The sequence below is a fragment of the Exiguobacterium sp. SH5S13 genome (assembly GCF_004337085.1).
GTDB classification, from domain to species: Bacteria; Bacillota; Bacilli; order Exiguobacteriales; family Exiguobacteriaceae; genus Exiguobacterium; species Exiguobacterium aurantiacum_A.
Genome location: NZ_SJUS01000002.1, coordinates 223584 through 241025 on the forward strand (window position 1 = coordinate 223584; position 17442 = coordinate 241025).

A 17442-nucleotide genomic window follows, 5' to 3' on the forward strand; every position below is an offset into this window, starting at 1 on the left:
CCGATGAAACATATGGTAACAAGTTCAAGTTTGGCTGACCAGTTGCGTGCAGTGGGCATTCAGACAGGAGATTCATTATTTGTCCACAGCTCGTTATCCAAGCTCGGGTGGGTTTGCGGCGGACCGGAGGCGGTGATCGAAGCGTTACAAGACGTCGTCGGGCCGACCGGGCTCATCATGATGGCGACTCAAAGCGGGGATAACTCGGACCCGGCTGAATGGGAAGCGCCGCCCGTCCCAAGCGAGTGGTGGGACGAAATCCGAGCCGAGATGCCTGCTTATGATCAACGGAAGACGGCGACTCGCGGCATGGGCCGCGTCCCTGAGCTGTTCCGGACGTATCCGGACGTACACCGGAGCGAGCATCCGATGTGGTCGGTCGCGGCCTGGGGTCGTGACGCCGGGCAACTGGTCGCGAATCACACGACCGATATCGGATTCGGACCAGGGTCACCGATCGAAAAAATGGTCGAACGAGACGCTCGTATCCTCCATCTCGGGTCGCCGCTCGACGCGACGACGTTATGGCATTATGCCGAATATGGGATCGACGGACCGGTGAAGCAGTTCGGTTGCGCCGTATACGAGAATGGCGAGCGGGTGTGGAAGACGTTTGAACATACGGACGTCAACAGCGACCCGTTCGGTGCCATCGGGGAGAACATCGTCAAGCGGGCGGACGTCAAGACGTTCGTGATCCATGAAGCAACGTGTTACTTGATCCCGGCGTCGACATGGGAGCCGGTGCAACACGCCTTGATCGCGTTACGGAGCTGGCTCCGATGAAACGATCGGGCAATATTTTGAAGATGAGGGAGAGTCGGGCGATGAGTCGATGGGGAAAATATATAGGAATTGCGGTAAGTGTCGTGGTGACCGTCGCCATGTTGGCCGTCGTCGGCATCTCGGCCCATATCGGCGACCAATTGACGTCGCCGGTGCGGGAGACGCTGACGTTCACGCCAAAGGCGCTCGGCATCAAATATGAGAACGTGACGATCCAGGCAGAGGATGACAGTGACCTGTACGGTTGGTGGATCCCTCATCCGACGCCACGGGCAACGATCGTCTTCGCCCATGGTTATGGGAAAAACCGCGAGCAGTCCGACTTGCCGCTGAAAGAACTCATCCCTGAGTTCCATGAGCAAGGCTACCAGTTTTTGACGTTTGATTTTCGTGGCTCGGGCATCTCGGAAGGAGACCGCGTGACGGTCGGGGCGAAAGAACAGACGGACCTGATGGCCGCCATCGATTTTGCGAATGAGCGGACGGATGGACCGATCGTCCTATACGGCGTATCGATGGGAGCGGCGACGGCACTCGCGACAGCCGATGAGATGGATGTCGCGGCCGTCATCGCCGACAGTCCGTTCAGCGATCTTCGCGGTTATCTCGAGACGAATCTGCCGATATGGAGCGATTTGCCGAACGTACCGTTCACACCGGTCATCATGACGGTGACCCCGTGGTTCACGGGGCTGGACGCCGATTTGGTTCGCCCGATTGAAGATGTCGCTCAAATCGAGGCCCCGATCCTGCTCATTCATGGGAAAGGCGACGATGCCATCCCGGTGTCAGAAAGTGAGCAGTTGGCCGAGCGAAACGACGGGATCGAGCTATGGGTGACCGACAATGACGGGCACGTGGCGTCGAACCGGTCGTTCCAAACCGAGTACCGTCAGAAACTGTTCGATTTTTTAGAGCGGTCGTTATGAGTGGGGGCGCATCTTGCGCTCCTTTTTGATATGATTGCTAACGAGAATGAATGAAAGAAGGGTTCTATATGGATGTCACTGCGTTATTATCATTTTTACTGCTCGGAACGCTCATCGGGATTTTGAGCGGATTCTTCGGCATCGGGGGCGGGATCTTACTCACGCCGCTCTTACTCGTCTTCGGATATGAAGCGAGTGCGGCCATCGCGCTCAGCTTGATGCTGACGCTCGGATCGACGACGGCGGGTACGATTTCACATCTCAAACTGAAGAACGTCAATCCAAAACACGCCCTCTTGATTGGGGCGTTCGGGGTTGTCGGGACGTGGGTGGCGACGCCGCTCGTCTTTTACTTAGAGACGCTCGACGGTGCGAAGCCGGTCATCTCGCTCGCCTACATCGCGCTACTCACATACTTCGCCGTCTCGTTTTTCCGTTCGAAGCAACATGAGGAGGGAAGTATCGGATCGGAATCTTTGCCACGACTCGGTTTTATCGGTCTGTTCGGCGGATTCATCTCGTCACTCATGGGCGTTAGCGGCGGGTTCGTGTTGACCCCGCTCCAAGTCAAGCTGCTCAATACCGAGATGAAACGGGCCGTCGGGACGAGTATCGCCGCGGCGTTCCTCATCGTCGTCTCGGGCGTGATCAATTACGCGGTCGCCGGTGCCGATACGAACTATTGGCACGGTTTGGCGCTTATTGCCGGTGCGATGATCGGTTCGCCGATCGGTGCGAAGCAGTTGCAGCGGTTCAGTTCGCAGCTCGTCAAGAAAGCGCTCGGCGGATTTTACGTCGCCGTCGCCATCAGCGTCGCCCTCAACTTGCTCGGCTTCAATGACATCTCTCTCGGACTGCTCGTCGTCCTGGCGCTTTCGTTCATCGTCGCACTGTTCATCCGGCCGCGACGAAAGAAATGACAACAAAACCCCGTCCGTGGACGGGGTTTTAGCGTCTAGAAATATGATCAATGTTCTCTTGGATTTCGCCGACTTTGCTCTTCGCTTCACGGAGTCGTCGTTCGAACGCCTCTGTGTCGCGTTTCTCATGACGCGATTCATCTTTGCCGCGCTTTGGTCCTTTTGTGGAGCGATGGAGATGGGTCGCTTTCATCAAGCGTTTTTTAAACGTTGAATCGCTCATAAGGACACCCCCCTTCCATACTATATAAGTTCCACATAAGGGAGAAGGCGAAACGTTTGAACACTCACGAAGCAAGTAAATGTCGGACTTGCGAATTTGCCGAGACTTTGACGGCGATGGCTGCGGCGAGCACCGCTTTAATGACGTCGCCGAAGATGAACGGGATGTTCACTTTAAGCGCATCGATAAACGATAGACCGAATACGGCTTGGAGGCCGAGGCTGCCGACGAGATAGACGAAGCCGAGACCGATCAACAGGTTGTAGGCGATAAGGGCGGGGAAAGAGCGATATCGTTCTGACAACCACCCGATCAAGTAAGCGGCAAGCGGGAACGCGATCAAATAACCGACCGTCGGGCCGACGAACGGGGCCAAGCCGCCGGAACCGCTGAGCACCGGGAGACCGATCATTCCGAGAAGTAGATAGACGACGACGGCGAGTCCGCCTTTTTTCGCACCGAGAATGGCGCCGATCGTCATGATGCCGAGCATTTGCAGCGTGATCGGGACGGGTCCAATCGGGATGGCGACAGAACCGATACTAGCCAGCAATGCGGCACCGATGGCCACTTGTGTCAAATCATGAATCTTCATATGTAAACCTCTTTTCTGTTAACGTTGACTATATATAGGTTAACATCTAGTGATTTACGTTGGCAAGCATAAAATGAGCACCTGGTCATGAGTGGCCAGGTGCTTTCGTGTCAACTCGTTGGTTGATGAAGTTTGGTGGCCGCTTCCGTAAGTTGCGTCCGTACCGCATCGAAGCCGGTCCCGCCGTAGCTATTCCGGCGTTTGACGGCCGTGACCGGTGAGAGTGCCTCGTAGACGTCAGTCCCGATCAAAGTGGAGTGGGTTTGATACGTCTCTAAAGGAAGCTCTGACAAGTAGAGGCGCTGCTCGATACAGTAGCGGACGAGCGTACCCGTCACTTCGTGGGCCTCGCGGAACGCCAGTCCTTTCGCGGTCAAGTAGTCGGCGAGCTCGGTCGCGTTCGAAAAATCGCGCTCGGTCGCTTGTTTCATCGTCTCGGCGTGGAACGTCATGTCTTGAATCATGCCGGTCATGATGCTCAAACTACCTTGAAGTGTCTTGACCGTGTCGAACATACCTTCCTTATCTTCTTGCAAGTCCTTGTTGTAAGCGAGCGGCAGACCTTTCATGATCGTGAGTAGACCCATCAGGTTACCGATGACGCGACCCGATTTGCCGCGGACGAGCTCGGCCATGTCGGGGTTTTTCTTTTGCGGCATCATGCTCGAACCAGTCGAGAACACGTCTGAGATCGTGATGAATTTAAATTCTTCGCTGCTCCACAAAATCAGTTCCTCACAAAACCGGGACAAGTGCATCATCAGGAGTGACGCGTTCGACAAATATTCTAAAATGAAATCACGGTCGCTGACGGCGTCGAGGCTGTTCGGATAGACCCGGCTGAAACCGAGCAGCTCGGCCGACCGATGGCGGTCGATCGGGAACGTCGTCCCGGCGAGCGCGCCGGCACCGAGCGGACTCATATCGATCCGTTTCAAACTGTCACTGAAGCGTTCCTTGTCACGGTCGAGCATCCAAAAATAAGCGAGCAAATGGTGGGCGAGCGAGACCGGTTGCGCCCGTTGCAAGTGCGTGTAGCCAGGCATGATCGTCTCGACGTTGTTTGCCGCATGGTTATAGAGCGCCGTCTGTAGTGCTTCAATGCCTTCGATCGTCTCACCGACGCGACGCTTCAAATATAGGTGCATGTCGGTCGCGACTTGGTCGTTTCGACTGCGCGCCGTATGCATCTTCCCGGCGACCGGACCGATTTCCTCGCGAAGTAACGACTCGAGGTTCATGTGGATGTCTTCATGGAACACGCTGAACGACAGCTCGCCGGCTTGTGCTTTCTCAGCGAGGGTGTTCAGACCGCCGATGATCTGTTCGGACTCGTCAGCGGTTAAAATGTGCTGGTCCCCGAGCATCGTCACATGGGCGATGCTCCCTTCGATATCTTCTAGCACGAGCTGGGCGTCGAAATGGATCGAGGCACCGAACTCGTCGACCCATTCGCTCGCTGTCTGCTCGAACCGTCCCCCCCATAGTTTACTCATGGGGCATCAATCCTTTCTCGGCTAACACTTCGGCCTGGACTTTTGTCGGTAGGCCCCAAAGTTTGATGAAGCCGACGGCAGCCTGTTGGTCGAACGTATCGGCTGACGTGTACGTGGCAAGTTGTTCATCATAGAGCGAGATTGGCGACTTCCGTCCGTCGACGATGGCTTGACCTTTGAACAGTTTCATCCGCACCGTTCCGGTCACCGTCTGTTGTGTCTCATCGATGAAAGCGAGGAGTGCTTTCGTGAGCGGTGAATACCACAGGCCATTATAGATCGTCTCGGTCAATTTTTGTTCGACGATCGGCTTGAAATGGGCGACTTCACGAACGAGCGTCAACGCCTCGAGCGCGTGGTGTGCCGTGATCAACGTCATCGCCCCAGGTGCCTCATACACTTCACGCGACTTGATACCGACGACCCGGTTCTCGATATGATCGATCTTGCCGATCCCGTGGGCGCCGGCGGCGATGTTCAATTGTTCAAGGATCGACGTGAACGTCGCTGGTTTCCCATCGAGGGCGACCGGGACGCCTTGTTTGAATTCGATCTCGACGTACGTCGGTTCATGCGGCGTATCCTCGAGCGGCGCCGTCAATTCATAGGCGCTTGCTGGCGGAGCGGCCCACGGGTCTTCGAGGATGCCACACTCGACGGCACGACCCCAAATATTTTGGTCGATCGAGAACGGTTCTGCTTGCACGATCGGAATCGGGATATCGTGTTTGGCGGCGTAGGCGATCTCTTCTTCCCGCGACCATTTCCATTCCCGGACCGGTGCGATGATCTCGAGCGACGGATCGAGCGCGTGGATCGATACTTCGAACCGGACTTGATCGTTGCCTTTGCCGGTACAGCCGTGAGCGACAGCGACGGCTCCTTCGGCTTGTGCGACCTCGACTAGCTTTTTCGAGATGAGCGGCCGTGATAAGGCGGAGACGAGCGGATAGACACCTTCGTACATCGTGTGAGCCTGCATCGAGTAACGGGCGAAGTCATTGACGAACTCATCAACGGCATCGATGACGACTGATTTGACGGCGCCGACCTTGAGCGCTTTCTGTTGGATATGCTCCAAATTTTTGCCTTCCCCGACGTTCAAACAACAAGCGATGACGTCATACCCTTGTTCGTTCAACCATTTGATGGCGACCGAAGTATCCAATCCACCTGAATAAGCTAATACGAGTTTTTGTTTCATTTCGTTGCACCCCTTATACATAATTATTCATCTGTTTTTATAAATATACAACTTACATTAAAGGATGCTGGGGTGGAAAGCAATGGTTTTCCTAAAAAAAAAAGAACCACTTATGAAAAGTGGTTCGTCACTGAATGATCTCGAGTTCTGGCATCCATTGTTTCATATGCTCGCTCGTCTCGTTGAATAGCTCAGGTTTGGCGGACTGGAGAGGGACGACCTCGAAATGGCCCGCGCTCGATTGCCGTGTGAACGTCGGATAGAACATCGGGTTCGTGAGCTCAAACGTCGATTCGCCGTCGATGGTCGTCTTGACGATGTCGATACCGACGATGCCGCCCGTATTCCGCTCATCGCCTTGCTGGCCAGACAAGAAGTTTCCGAGTGAGTAGGCGACGAACGTTCGATTGCCTGCAGCGCCGTCGACCCAGGCCGTCGGCTGCAGGACGTGCGGATGATGGCCGATGATGATATCGACACCAAAATCGGACAGTTGTTGGACGAGTGTTTCTTGCGATTCGTTCGGGAGCGGCTCGTACTCATTCCCGAAGTGGAGTGCGACGACGGTCAGCTCGGCGGTTTGTTCGGCTGCCTCGATGTCTCGTTTCATCGCTTCGACGTCAATGTAATTGACGTGATACGGCTGCTTCGGTACGACACCGTTCGTCCCATACGTGTAGGCGAGGAACGCAAACGAGATGTCGTTCGCGGTCAGCGTCCGGACGTTGGCTTTATCTGCTTCGGATAAGAACGAACCGGTATACGGCATATCAATTGAGTTCCAGTAGGCGATTGAATTCTCAATCGCTTTCACGCCGCGGTCGAGCGTGTGATTGTTCGCTGTCGTCACGAGGTCGATGCCTGCTTCTTGCAACGCATCACCGATCTCGTAGGGGCTATTGAAGGCGGGGTAACTCGACAACCCGATGTCACTGCCGCCGATCATGCTCTCTTGGTTGGCAACGGTAATGTCGGCCTCGGCCAAAGCGGGCGCAACTTTTTCAAACGCGGGGGTGAAGTCATAGCCGTCACCGCTCTTGGCGGCGTTGTAGACGGAGTCGTGCAATAAAATATCGCCGATCGCGTAAATGGACGTCGTCGTCACGACCGGTTCCGGTTCTTCGGGCACGGTCTCAAGCGGTTGTTCCGTCTCGACCGGCGGATTCTCAGTTTGCTCGGGTTGCGTAGTTTCGACATCGGCTGAGGTGCAGCCGAACAGGAAAAGGAGGGACAAAAGTAGGGCAGGTTGTTTTAGCAAGATCACTCGTTTCAAGTGAGTGGTCACTTCCTTTCGTTTAAAATCGAATGTGTATATAGAGGAGTTCGGCAAAAGCGCTAAATCTCCTTTTGTCACGACAGACAAAAAAGTACCGGGGTAGTGGATCCCGGTACTTTGTGCGGTTCAGATGCCTTCTTTTTTCAATATGTGCTCCATCTGTTCAAACTCGTTCGTGATTGTCGTGCTCGGTGGCGGTGTCATCAAGCTAACGACATAGATGGCAAGCGCCGATAAGAAGAACGCTGGAACCATCTCATACAGTTCACCGACGGTCCCGAACCAGTCGCTGGCGAAGTTCTTCCAGACGATGACGATGAACGCGCCCGTCAACATGCCGGCGAGTGCGCCTTGGCGCGTCGTCCGCTTCCAAAACAAGCTGAACAAGATGAGCGGACCGAACGAGGAACCAAAACCGGCCCAAGCGTAGCCGACGAGGTTCAAGATCGTATCATCGGCACCGAAGGCGAGCCAAATCGAGACGACCGAGACGAGAATGACGGTGATCCGGCCGACCATGACGAGTTCACGGTCACCTGCCTGTTTGCGGAAAAACTTCTGATAGAAATCGGTCGTCGCCGCACTAGACGAGACGAGCAACTGCGACGAGATGGTCGACATGATGGCGGCAAGCAGTGCCGCGAGTAACACGCCCGTGATCAAGTCGATGAATAATAGGTCTGATAGATTGATGAAAATATTTTCTGGATTGTCGATCTCAAGTCCTTGCTGCGTGTAGTAGGCGAGACCGATCAATCCGGTCGCCATCGCCCCGACGACGGTGAAGAGCATCCACGAGATGCCGATCCGGCGGGCCGTCTTAATATCTTGTAATTTTTTGATGGCCATAAAGCGGACGATGATATGTGGTTGTCCGAAGTAACCGAGCCCCCAGGCGAATAAAGACACGATCCCGATGAACGATTGGCCCGTCCACGGATCGAGCAGCGCCGAATCGATATCACCGATCGTTTGGAGCGCGTTCGAGACGCCATCGGTCGCCGTGATCGCGATCGCCGGGACGAAAATGAGCGCGAACAACATGATCAGTCCTTGGACGAAGTCCGTCCAACTGACAGCGAGGAACCCGCCGATGAACGTATAGAGGATGATGATCGACGCTAAAATCAAGACGCCCGTCACAAATTCGATGCCGAAGACGGCGTTGAACAACCGGCCGCCGGCCACGAAGCCGCTCGTCGCGTACAGTGTGAAGAAAATCAAGGTGACGGCGGCTGAGAACGTCCGCAGTGTGCCCCGAGAATCTTTGAACCGCTTCTCGAAGAAGTCTGGGATCGTGATCGCATCCTCCGACAAATATGAATACGTGCGTAAACGCGGGGCGACGAGGAGCCAGTTCAAGTAGGCGCCGATCGTCAACCCGATGACGATCCACCCACTCGAGAGGCCGGTCGCGAACATGGCGCCCGGCAAGCCCATCAGTAGCCAACCGCTCATGTCAGATGCCCCGGCCGACAAGGCGGCGACGCCTGGACCGAGCCCTCGTCCTCCGAGCATATAGTCGCCGATGCTCTCTGTCCGGCGATAGGCGACGACGCCGAGTACGACCATGAGCACCATGTAAATCGTTATGGAAACTAAAATCCCGTTCATGTAACAGCCCCCTCATTCAGTTGTGAAAACGTTTTCAAAATCTATATCTTATACCTTGACAAGATTTTGTCACAAAATTGAATCGGCTGCACGTTTATTTTTCGTCATTGACTAAAATAACAAAAAATCATTTAGCGGGGCAGTTGATCAGATGGTCGTTGACGAGACCGGTCGCTTGCAGATGGGCGTAAACGGTCGTCGGGCCGAGAAATTTAAAGCCGCGTCGTTTCAAGTCTGTGCTCAAGCGATGCGATAGCTCCGTCGTCGCCGGAACCTCTTCGACCGACGTCCAGTCGTTGTTGATGACGCTCCCGTCGACGAACGACCAGATGTACGCATCGAATGTACCGAACTCGTGCTGGATCTCGAGAAATCGTTTGGCGTTGTTGATCGACGCTTCAATCTTGCGGCGATTACGGACGATGCCATCGTTTGACAGCAGCCGTTCGACGTCGACATCAGTATAGTCGGCGACGCGCGTGACATCGAAATCGGCATACGCGCGCCGATAGTTCTCACGCTTCCGTAAGATGGTGATCCAGCTGAGCCCTGCCTGCGCGCTCTCGAGCGTCAAACATTCAAAGTGTTTTTTGTCATCATGAACCGGCTTGCCCCATTCCTCGTCATGATACCGAACGTAGTCCGGGTCTGTGCCGCACCAAGGGCAGCGTGTTGTCTCTTCCATGTCGGTTCAACTCCTTGTCGTTGTCGATTCATTTTAGCACGTCGGAACGATTGCCGACGTTCATGGACGGGTATAATACGTCATATTGGAGGTCGATGGATTTATGCGAGATTGGATGATCAGTATCATTGAACAATACGGTTATTTCGGCATCGCGTTCATGATCTTTATCGAGAACGTGTTCCCGCCGATCCCGTCAGAGGTCGTCTTGCTGTTCGGTGGGTTCTTTGCTGTCAAAACAAATTTGATCGTCTGGGTCGTCGTCTTGGCGGCGACAGTGGGCGCCATTTTAGGAGCGGTCTTGTTGTATGGGATTGGAGTGTATTTAGACGTCGAACAGATCGAACGGTGGACGAAACGGCACGGGAAGTGGATTCGACTCGATATCGATGACGTCCGAAAAGCGGACGCGTGGTTTGACCGCTATGGCGGCTGGATGGTCTTTTTTGGTCGGCTGATGCCGGTCGTTCGGAGTTTGATCTCACTGCCGGCTGGTATGTCGAACATGCCGTTCCTTAAATTTTTGCTGTTGAGCACGGCCGGAACGTTGATCTGGAATTCGATTCTGATTTATATCGGAATTCGGGTCGGGGAGAACTGGGAATCGATCTTAGACTATCTCGACGTGTATTCATACGTGATGTACGCGCTTCTCGTCATCGCGATCATCGCTTTCGTCGTGTGGCGGAAGCGGAAACGGTCAAACAAAGCGTCATCGTTTTGACGGCGACTAAAAAACGGGTCCTCCTAAGAGGGCCCGTTTATTGATGAAGTTCAGGATGGTCGTTCAGAATCTGTACGCGCAACTGCTTCATCTTCGTGATGATTTGCGAACGTGTCTCCCGGAACGCTTCGATCGGCTGACCGGAAGGGTCATCGAGCCCCCAGTCGTCCCGATATGTCGTCGGTACGTACGGACACTCGACCCCGCAACCCATCGTGATCAAATAGTCGAGCCGGTCCGGAATCTCGTCAAGCCGTTTCGGATGTTGTCCCGACGGATCAAGACCGATCTCCCGGACGGCCTCGAGTGCGAGCGGCTTTACTTCCGGATAATCTTCCGTGCCGGCTGAATGGACGCGGGCGATATCTCCGAGCACATCGCGTCCGATTGCCTCTGCCATTTGAGAGCGGCATGAATTATGAATACATACGAATGCAACTTCAACCATGAGTTTTCAGTCTCCTTTATCGGTTTGGTCAGATTTTCTATCGGTTTCCTCGGGCAAGACTCTTTTGAGCGTCTGCTCCATCTTCGCTGCTAAACTTTCAGAGAAGCGGAACAAGACGATGCCGATGATGGCGGAAACGAAAATGTATAACCCGACGAACAAGTTGATGGCCCCGTTCGAGAGGGCGGTGAAAAGAATCGAGAATTCGCCTCGAGGTGCGAGCGAGAAACCGGCCTCGTTCGCTTGAATCCGCGTCAAGCCGTACAGCCTGCCGCCGACACGCCCGACGATCCACTTCGACAGCACGCCCCAGACGATCAACACAAAGAAGAGAGTGTTGATGATCACTCCTTGCTCGAGGTTGATTGAGATTCCGAATGAGATGAAAAAAATCGGTAAGAATAAGTCGCGGACCGGCACGGTCAGACGTTTTAACGGTCTGACGTCGTGAATGCCGGCCAACATGATTCCGGCGATGAACGCCCCGAGTATCTCCGATAATCCGAATATCATGCCGATGCCCGCGAAGAACAAGATCAAGCCGATCAAGCCGATGCTCGCATCGTCCTGAAGTAGCATATGCTTCGCGATCTTCGGTTGTTTCGTGACGAAGCGTGAGCCGACAAATAACAAAACACCGAACACGAGAAAACCGACGAACACTTTGCCGATGTCAGAGAAAGCGATCGGTTCGTCTTGAATGATGAACGGAGCGACGGTCAAGATGAGCGGTGCGAAGATGTCTTCAAAGATGAGCAAGGCGAGCACGAATTCTTTAATATCTTCGTGCTTGTCCGTGTTCCGTTCGAGCAACCGGGCCGAGATGGACGAGCTCGTCGCATAAAGGACGGCCCCGATCAAGAAAGCTTGCGAAAAATCGAGCCCGAACAGCAAAGCGATGCCGATGGTGACACCGAACGCGAGCGCGATGTCTAAAACGCCTGCTTTCCACACTTGTTTCATCCGCTTGACGAGCTCTGTTAACGGGAACTTCAGTCCGAGCAAGAAAAACAATAAGATGATCCCGATCTCACCGGCGACCTTGAACACTTCGTTCCCATCCCAGAAGAAGCCGACGGCGACCCCAATCGCGATAAATGCCAATATACTCGGGAAGAAAAATCGCTCGAAGATGAGGCTAAGAACGGAGATGACGGTCAGTCCTAAACCGAGTAAAATGATAATATTCAATAAATCCATACGTCACCCCTTTGTGACTAGTCGCCGTCCGCGGCGACTAGTCTTGATTCCACTGATATTCCATGCCGACCGATTCCGGCCGCGAGTAGTCAAAACCGAAATGTTTGTACAGCCCGTCGGCCGGGATATCGGCAATTAAGCTGATGATGGCCGTTTCGTCCGCTTCTTTCAAGATCCAGTCCATCAAATGTTCCATAATCAGCTTCCCGAGCCCAAGGCCTTGGCAATCCGGGTCGACGACGATATCGGCCAGATGGAATACCATCCCCCCGTCCCCGACGACGCGACCCATGCCGACCATCTCATCGTTTCTATATAAGCACACACCGAATAGCGTGTTGGCCAGTCCTTTGATTGTCCCTTTGTCTGAACGCTTTGGCATTCCCGCCTTGACCCTGAGCTGTTGATGTTGCTCCGGTGTCGGTGTTTCAATCCTTACCTCGACTTCGTTTACCATAAGATGAGTCCCCCTCCACACAAGTTGTAATCGTTTTCCCGCTATATTGAATTCATAAACCTTGATTTCATAAAGCCTTTGTCCGAATAATGAAAGAAAATGGAAAGGGTGTGGCGGCTAAATGTTTGAGAACCAATCGATTTTGCCCGCGCTTCGTGATATGCGAGATGTGGAAATTTTTCTAAAAAGTGAATTCGCCATCGGCGTCTTGCTCGAGATCCACATATCGCGTCTCGATGCGGTCTTTCAGTTGCTTGAGACGCACGGCAAGCAGGTCTTCGTCCATCTCGACTTGATCCAAGGATTGAAGGCCGACGAGTTCGCGACCGAATATATTTGTCAGTCGTATAAACCGTACGGTATCATCTCGACGAAAGGAAATGTGATCCTAAAAGCGAAACAAAAACATGTCAAGACGGTGCAACGCCTATTTTTGATTGATTCGAGCTCGCTCGAAAAAAGCTATCGGTTAATCAATCGGACGCAACCTGATTATATCGAGGTCTTGCCGGGACTCGTCCCTAAGTACATCCGGCTCGTCAAAGAACAGACGGGGATCCCGGTGTTCGCGGGCGGCTTGATTTCGTCGCTTGACGAAGTTGAGCAAGCACTCGCGGCCGGAGCGACGGTCGCGACGACGTCCGATCAAGCACTTTGGCGTGCGGCAGGACTTAAGTAAGCACATTCCGGGTAAATGATGTCGAGGAGGGATAGAAGATGAAACAGACAATGATCATTACAGGAGTCAGTCAAGGGATTGGTTACGCGCTCGCGCATCATTTTGCGGAGTCTTATCGCGTCATCGGACTCGACATCGGAGAGGACCCGTTGCTTCGTGATGTGACGTTCATGCAGATGGATTTAGGCAACCATGAGGACGTGTCCAACACTTTCAAGAAGATTGGACAAGACTTTGGTGTCGCGCATATTCTCATCAATAATGGGGGCGTGTCGTCACTTGAGACCCCGATCGAAGAGTTGGACGTCGAGACGTTTAAACATGTCATCGATGTCAACCTTGTCGGGACGTTTGCTTGTTCAAAAGCATTTTTGACGCTAAATAAAGGCGCGGAGTATGGACGCATCATCAATCTCGCTTCGACGCGTGCGCACCAAAACGAACCGGACTGGGAAGCGTACGGAGCGTCAAAAGGTGGGATTGTCGCATTGACCAATTCGATGGCCGTCTCGCTCGCGGCTCGACCGGTCACGGTGAACGCGATCAGCCCAGGTTGGATCCATACGTCCGACGACCCGTTGCGAGACGTCGACCATCGTCAACATCCGTCGGGCCGGGTCGGTACGACGACAGATATCGTCCGTGCCGTTACGTACTTGATCGATCCGATGAACGATTTCGTGAACGGACATAACCTCGTCGTCGATGGTGGAATGACAAAGAAAATGATTTACGAGTCTTGATGAAGTCTGCCGGTAGGACCATTACCCTATATTTTAAATGCGGATGTGAGTGATAAGTCCTAGTCATGGGTATAACAGGAAGGAGTGAGTAAACAAATTTGAAGGGGGAAACGTCGTGCACCAGCTGATCGAAGAGGCTTTACGCTTTGCGGCCGTCCGTCATGACGGGCAGTTTCGCAAAGGGACGAACATTCCGTATGTGACCCACCCGGTCGCCGTCTCGATGTTGCTCGTCGAAGACCGACAACCGATTCCGGTCGTAGCGTCCGGACTGCTCCATGACTTACTAGAAGACACGCTGACGACGGCCGAGGAGATTGAACAGGAGTTCGGACGAGAAGTCGCCCGGTTAGTCCAAGCCGTCTCGGAACCGGGGAAGCATCACTCGTGGGAAGAACGTAAGCGGATGACGATTCAGAAAGTGCACACGCTCCAGTATGATGAAGTCGCGCTTCTAGCGGCAGACAAGTTACATAATCTGCGCTCGATCCGACTCGACATTGAGCGTGAAGGCAAGCAGGTGTGGGGACGGTTCAAGCGACCGCTTCGTGATCAGTCTTGGTACTATCATGAGCTGCTCCACGCGCTCCAACCTTTCAGTCAGACGACGAGTTTGATCGATGAATTTGAGATCGAGTTGAATTTGCTGTTCTACGGTGTCGAAGAAGGCCGTGACGAGAAGTTGAACAAACTGTTCGATGTGATCGGGCATGGGTTCCACGAAGACGATTGGCTCCAAGAGTCGTCGACGCTTTGTCAAACTGCTTACGAGTTGAACGAGTCGATGCGGGAAGGCTATCGTCACGGCTCTGAAGCGGAACAGGTCGAGCTCGAGATGCTGAAAGACCAACTGCAAGCAAGCGGTCTTAGACAAGACTTGTCAATTCCCGTCTTGCAAGCAATCAACGAATTATCTTACCGGGCCGCGCTCCGGTCTGAGGACGTCATCACGTTGTTGAAGTGAAATGATTGTCAAGTGACCTTGAACGTGTTATATTCATCGTGAACATGAGAAGGGGAGTAGCGACCACGAACGTGGTCGATGGGTCGTCATTACGGTGCATGTGCACTCGGTCCATCGAGCTTCTTACCAAGTCCGCAAGACCTTTTTATGGATGCTTTTTTGGCGTCCATAAAAAGGTCTTTTTGAATTCATGAAAAGGGGAGAAAAATTTATATGGTATTTATTTACTTTATTTTGGCCGCTGCGATTACAGTGTATGCTGCCATCAAATTATCGACGTACGCTGATGTCATCAGTGAGAAGTCGACGATGAGCGGGATGCTCGTCGGGACGGTCCTGTTAGCCGGGGCGACGTCACTTCCGGAAGTGACGACGAGCGTATCCGCCGTCTTGATCAACAACCCAGATATCGCGATCGGGAACATGCTCGGTTCGAACTTGTTCAACATCTTCATTTTGGCGATGTTCGATCTATTTTATCGTCAAAAGCGGCTGTTCAATGACGCGAGTCGAGACCACCTATATACGGCCAGTCTCGGATTGATGTTGACGCTCGTCACGATGGTCGCGCTTCTGATCCGGATTGATTATACGGTACTAGGAATTGGCATTGACGCGATATTAATTGCCGTCTTGTATGCGATTGGGATTTACTATATCGGGAAGCGGCCTCAAGAGCCGACGGCCGAACGCGAAGTCGAGCAAGAAGTCGGTGCGAGTGTCACTGATACGATTTCAGTGAAACAAGCCGGCGTCGGGTTCGTTATCGCGGCACTCGTCATCATGGCGGCCGGGACGGCGCTGTCGATCACGGGTGACCAGATCGCTGTCGTCACAGGACTCGGCTCAAGCTTCGTCGGTAGTTTCTTGATTGCGGCGTCGACGTCGCTGCCTGAAGCGGTCGCGGTATTCGTCGCCTTGAAACTCGGTAACGTCAACTTGGCGTTCGGCTCGATCCTAGGGAGTAACATCTTCAACATGCTCATCATCGCCATGTCGGACGTATTTTATCAGAACGGGTCGATTTTAGCGGATGTGTCGGCATCACACTTGGTCACGGCCATCGGGATCACGATCCTATCGATTTTGGTCATGTACAGCGTGCTTCGACAAGACGTGACATCGAAAGTCAGATACGCCCTTCCTTCGGTTCTCGTCGTTTTTGTCTACGCCGTTTCTTCCTATCTCATCTTTACCGGATGAATCATCAGCTCGTTGATTTGACGTGATGGCGCAAAGCCATCACGTTTTTTTCTTGTCCCGGTATCACTTTCGTCTGACTGGGGTATAAGAGGAAAGAAGGAGGGGTGGCGATGCAAATGCATGCCGTGGAACGTTTAGACGACTATGTCGTGTTAATACCGGCCTATAACCCTGACCAGGCGCTCGTCACACTGGTCCGGGAGTTGAAAGACAAAGGGTTCGTCCATGTCATCATCGTGAACGACGGTAGTGCCGATACGTGCCGCGTCGTGTTCGATGACGTAAAGGCGGACGTCTCCGCTGTGCTCGAGCATGAACAAAACGCCGGCAAAGGCGCAGCGCTAAAGACCGGGCTCCGTCACATCGTCGACGCATATCCTGAGACGACCGGCGTGATCACCGTCGATGCGGACGGACAACATCTGCCGGCGGACGTCTGTAACCTGTACGATGAAGGGGTGAAGTGGCCGCATCATCTGATCATGGGCTGTCGTGATTTCTCGTCGCCTGCGATTCCGTTCCGGAGCCGGTTCGGCAATCAAATGACGAGATTTGTTATGTTGCTCGGCAGCGGTCTCCGGCTGAACGACACACAGACCGGACTTCGGGCGATTCCGCTCCGCTACGCCAAGCAACTGATTGATATTCCGGGCAACCGCTATGAGTTCGAGATGAACATGTTGACGTTCACGAAACGACTGCAAGTACCGATTCATCAAACACCGATCGAAACGGTATACGTTGACGAGAACGCGTCCTCGCATTTTCGTCCAGTCATCGATTCGATTCTCATTTATCGAATGTTTTTGGCCTATTCTTTATCATCAGTCGCTTCATTCTTAATGGACATCGGCGTCTACGCGTTGTTGATCTTCTTATTGAATCCATGGTTCGAATCAGTCCATGTCATCGTGGCGACGGTTTTGGCGCGCATCGTGTCTTCGTTATTCAATTATTACGTCAACCGGAAAGTCGTCTTCAAATCGAAAGCGAAGCGCTCGATGTTGAAATACTTTGGGTTGGTCGCTGTGCAGATGGCGCTGTCGGCGAGTCTCGTCTACGTGTTGTTCCTTGTGTTTCGGGACGGCGAGGTCATCCTCAAGGTCGCCGTCGACAGCGGATTGTTCGTATTGAGTTACTACGTCCAAAAGAGATGGATCTTCAAACGCTGAAAGAGGCTGGGACATAACTCAGTAGATTTATAAGAAAGAGGCCACCGGGAGCGACTTGTTCGCTCCCGGTGGCCTCTTCTCATTTTTATGGGTTCGTTCACGCATTTCGGACTAAACAGATAGG

At 53.3% G+C, this 17442-nt stretch carries 19 protein-coding genes; 9 read left to right on the plus strand and 10 right to left on the minus strand.

Annotation, left to right across the window (positions count from 1 at the left end):
• Positions 1 to 3 precede the first annotated feature (3 nt).
• The 3 genes from EVJ30_RS02585 (at position 4) to EVJ30_RS02595 (ending at position 2635) form a co-directional block, all read left to right on the plus strand.
• Positions 4 to 786, plus strand: coding sequence for an AAC(3) family N-acetyltransferase (locus EVJ30_RS02585; protein WP_201738403.1), 783 nt, complete (start codon positions 4 to 6; stop codon positions 784 to 786).
• 41 nt (positions 787 to 827) lie between these two features.
• Positions 828 to 1715: an alpha/beta hydrolase gene (locus tag EVJ30_RS02590; RefSeq protein ID WP_131458715.1), complete on the plus strand. Its 888-nt coding sequence runs from the start codon at positions 828 to 830 to the stop codon at positions 1713 to 1715.
• Positions 1716 to 1783: 68 nt separating this feature from the next.
• Positions 1784 to 2635, plus strand: a complete 852-nt coding sequence (locus EVJ30_RS02595) for a sulfite exporter TauE/SafE family protein (RefSeq protein WP_131458716.1) — start codon at positions 1784 to 1786, stop codon at positions 2633 to 2635.
• 28 nt (positions 2636 to 2663) lie between these two features.
• On the opposite strand, the gene EVJ30_RS02600 is transcribed toward EVJ30_RS02595, so the two are convergent.
• From EVJ30_RS02600 to EVJ30_RS02630, 7 genes are all read right to left on the minus strand, one after another.
• Complete coding sequence (locus EVJ30_RS02600) at positions 2664 to 2858, minus strand: hypothetical protein (protein ID WP_131458717.1); 195 nt, start codon at positions 2856 to 2858, stop codon at positions 2664 to 2666.
• Positions 2859 to 2922: 64 nt separating this feature from the next.
• On the minus strand, positions 2923 to 3453 hold the full coding sequence (locus EVJ30_RS02605; protein WP_131458718.1) for a biotin transporter BioY: 531 nt from the start codon (positions 3451 to 3453) through the stop codon (positions 2923 to 2925).
• Positions 3454 to 3563: 110 nt separating this feature from the next.
• A complete protein-coding gene (gene argH / locus EVJ30_RS02610; protein ID WP_131458719.1) occupies positions 3564 to 4949 on the minus strand; it encodes an argininosuccinate lyase in 1386 nt (461 codons plus the stop codon).
• Positions 4942 to 6153 carry an argininosuccinate synthase gene (locus EVJ30_RS02615; protein ID WP_070327175.1) on the minus strand — a complete coding sequence of 404 codons (1212 nt, stop codon included), beginning with the start codon at positions 6151 to 6153 and terminating at the stop codon, positions 4942 to 4944. The genes argH and EVJ30_RS02615 overlap by 8 nt, the downstream gene beginning before the upstream one ends.
• A 127-nt stretch (positions 6154 to 6280) precedes the next feature.
• The gene (locus EVJ30_RS02620; RefSeq protein ID WP_236634063.1) at positions 6281 to 7417 is read right to left on the minus strand and encodes a CapA family protein; all 1137 of its coding nucleotides are present in this window, start codon (positions 7415 to 7417) and stop codon (positions 6281 to 6283) included.
• A gap of 138 nt (positions 7418 to 7555) precedes the next feature.
• Positions 7556 to 9043: a sodium/proline symporter PutP gene (gene putP, locus EVJ30_RS02625; RefSeq protein WP_131458721.1), complete on the minus strand. Its 1488-nt coding sequence runs from the start codon at positions 9041 to 9043 to the stop codon at positions 7556 to 7558.
• Between the two features lie 127 nt (positions 9044 to 9170).
• Positions 9171 to 9728 carry a DNA-3-methyladenine glycosylase I gene (locus tag EVJ30_RS02630; protein ID WP_131458722.1) on the minus strand — a complete coding sequence of 186 codons (558 nt, stop codon included), beginning with the start codon at positions 9726 to 9728 and terminating at the stop codon, positions 9171 to 9173.
• A gap of 103 nt (positions 9729 to 9831) precedes the next feature.
• On the opposite strand from EVJ30_RS02630, the gene EVJ30_RS02635 reads away from it, so the two are divergent.
• Positions 9832 to 10452 (plus strand): DedA family protein, encoded by a 621-nt coding sequence (locus EVJ30_RS02635; protein ID WP_131458723.1) that lies wholly within the window; start codon positions 9832 to 9834, stop codon positions 10450 to 10452.
• A 37-nt stretch (positions 10453 to 10489) separates the two neighbouring features.
• Here EVJ30_RS02635 and EVJ30_RS02640 read toward each other — a convergent pair whose 3' ends face one another.
• From EVJ30_RS02640 to EVJ30_RS02650, 3 genes are read right to left on the minus strand one after another with little or no spacing between them, the layout of a single operon-like run.
• Positions 10490 to 10900: an arsenate reductase ArsC gene (locus EVJ30_RS02640; protein ID WP_131458724.1), complete on the minus strand. Its 411-nt coding sequence runs from the start codon at positions 10898 to 10900 to the stop codon at positions 10490 to 10492.
• 6 nt (positions 10901 to 10906) lie between these two features.
• A complete protein-coding gene (locus tag EVJ30_RS02645) occupies positions 10907 to 12100 on the minus strand; it encodes a cation:proton antiporter (protein WP_131458725.1) in 1194 nt (397 codons plus the stop codon).
• Positions 12101 to 12137: 37 nt separating this feature from the next.
• Positions 12138 to 12557: a GNAT family N-acetyltransferase gene (locus tag EVJ30_RS02650; protein WP_070327182.1), complete on the minus strand. Its 420-nt coding sequence runs from the start codon at positions 12555 to 12557 to the stop codon at positions 12138 to 12140.
• 121 nt (positions 12558 to 12678) lie between these two features.
• On the opposite strand from EVJ30_RS02650, the gene EVJ30_RS02655 reads away from it, so the two are divergent.
• From EVJ30_RS02655 to EVJ30_RS02675, 5 genes are all read left to right on the plus strand, one after another.
• The gene (locus tag EVJ30_RS02655; protein ID WP_131458726.1) at positions 12679 to 13236 is read left to right on the plus strand and encodes a glycerol-3-phosphate responsive antiterminator; all 558 of its coding nucleotides are present in this window, start codon (positions 12679 to 12681) and stop codon (positions 13234 to 13236) included.
• 38 nt (positions 13237 to 13274) lie between these two features.
• Positions 13275 to 13979: an SDR family NAD(P)-dependent oxidoreductase gene (locus tag EVJ30_RS02660; protein ID WP_131458727.1), complete on the plus strand. Its 705-nt coding sequence runs from the start codon at positions 13275 to 13277 to the stop codon at positions 13977 to 13979.
• A 115-nt stretch (positions 13980 to 14094) separates the two neighbouring features.
• Positions 14095 to 14943, plus strand: coding sequence for an HD domain-containing protein (locus EVJ30_RS02665; protein WP_131458728.1), 849 nt, complete (start codon positions 14095 to 14097; stop codon positions 14941 to 14943).
• A gap of 213 nt (positions 14944 to 15156) precedes the next feature.
• Positions 15157 to 16146, plus strand: coding sequence for a sodium:calcium antiporter (locus tag EVJ30_RS02670; RefSeq protein ID WP_131458729.1), 990 nt, complete (start codon positions 15157 to 15159; stop codon positions 16144 to 16146).
• Positions 16147 to 16256: 110 nt separating this feature from the next.
• Entirely contained in the window at positions 16257 to 17318 is a 1062-nt protein-coding gene (locus tag EVJ30_RS02675) for a bifunctional glycosyltransferase family 2/GtrA family protein (protein WP_131458730.1), read from the plus strand.
• Positions 17319 to 17442: the final 124 nt, after the last annotated feature.

What these genes read in the sequence shown, in the direction of transcription:
- EVJ30_RS02585 (WP_201738403.1), top strand. Translation starts at nt 4, where the DNA reads ATGAAACATATGGTAACAAGTTCAAGTTTGGCTGACCAGTTGCGTGCA.
- EVJ30_RS02590 (WP_131458715.1), top strand. Translation starts at nt 828, where the DNA reads ATGAGTCGATGGGGAAAATATATAGGAATTGCGGTAAGTGTCGTGGTG.
- EVJ30_RS02595 (WP_131458716.1), top strand. Translation starts at nt 1,784, where the DNA reads ATGGATGTCACTGCGTTATTATCATTTTTACTGCTCGGAACGCTCATC.
- EVJ30_RS02600 (WP_131458717.1), bottom strand. Translation starts at nt 2,858, where the DNA reads ATGAGCGATTCAACGTTTAAAAAACGCTTGATGAAAGCGACCCATCTC.
- EVJ30_RS02605 (WP_131458718.1), bottom strand. Translation starts at nt 3,453, where the DNA reads ATGAAGATTCATGATTTGACACAAGTGGCCATCGGTGCCGCATTGCTG.
- argH (WP_131458719.1), bottom strand. Translation starts at nt 4,949, where the DNA reads ATGAGTAAACTATGGGGGGGACGGTTCGAGCAGACAGCGAGCGAATGG.
- EVJ30_RS02615 (WP_070327175.1), bottom strand. Translation starts at nt 6,153, where the DNA reads ATGAAACAAAAACTCGTATTAGCTTATTCAGGTGGATTGGATACTTCG.
- putP (WP_131458721.1), bottom strand. Translation starts at nt 9,043, where the DNA reads ATGAACGGGATTTTAGTTTCCATAACGATTTACATGGTGCTCATGGTC.
- EVJ30_RS02630 (WP_131458722.1), bottom strand. Translation starts at nt 9,728, where the DNA reads ATGGAAGAGACAACACGCTGCCCTTGGTGCGGCACAGACCCGGACTAC.
- EVJ30_RS02635 (WP_131458723.1), top strand. Translation starts at nt 9,832, where the DNA reads ATGCGAGATTGGATGATCAGTATCATTGAACAATACGGTTATTTCGGC.
- EVJ30_RS02640 (WP_131458724.1), bottom strand. Translation starts at nt 10,900, where the DNA reads ATGGTTGAAGTTGCATTCGTATGTATTCATAATTCATGCCGCTCTCAA.
- EVJ30_RS02645 (WP_131458725.1), bottom strand. Translation starts at nt 12,100, where the DNA reads ATGGATTTATTGAATATTATCATTTTACTCGGTTTAGGACTGACCGTC.
- EVJ30_RS02650 (WP_070327182.1), bottom strand. Translation starts at nt 12,557, where the DNA reads ATGGTAAACGAAGTCGAGGTAAGGATTGAAACACCGACACCGGAGCAA.
- EVJ30_RS02655 (WP_131458726.1), top strand. Translation starts at nt 12,679, where the DNA reads ATGTTTGAGAACCAATCGATTTTGCCCGCGCTTCGTGATATGCGAGAT.
- EVJ30_RS02660 (WP_131458727.1), top strand. Translation starts at nt 13,275, where the DNA reads ATGAAACAGACAATGATCATTACAGGAGTCAGTCAAGGGATTGGTTAC.
- EVJ30_RS02670 (WP_131458729.1), top strand. Translation starts at nt 15,157, where the DNA reads ATGGTATTTATTTACTTTATTTTGGCCGCTGCGATTACAGTGTATGCT.
- EVJ30_RS02675 (WP_131458730.1), top strand. Translation starts at nt 16,257, where the DNA reads ATGCAAATGCATGCCGTGGAACGTTTAGACGACTATGTCGTGTTAATA.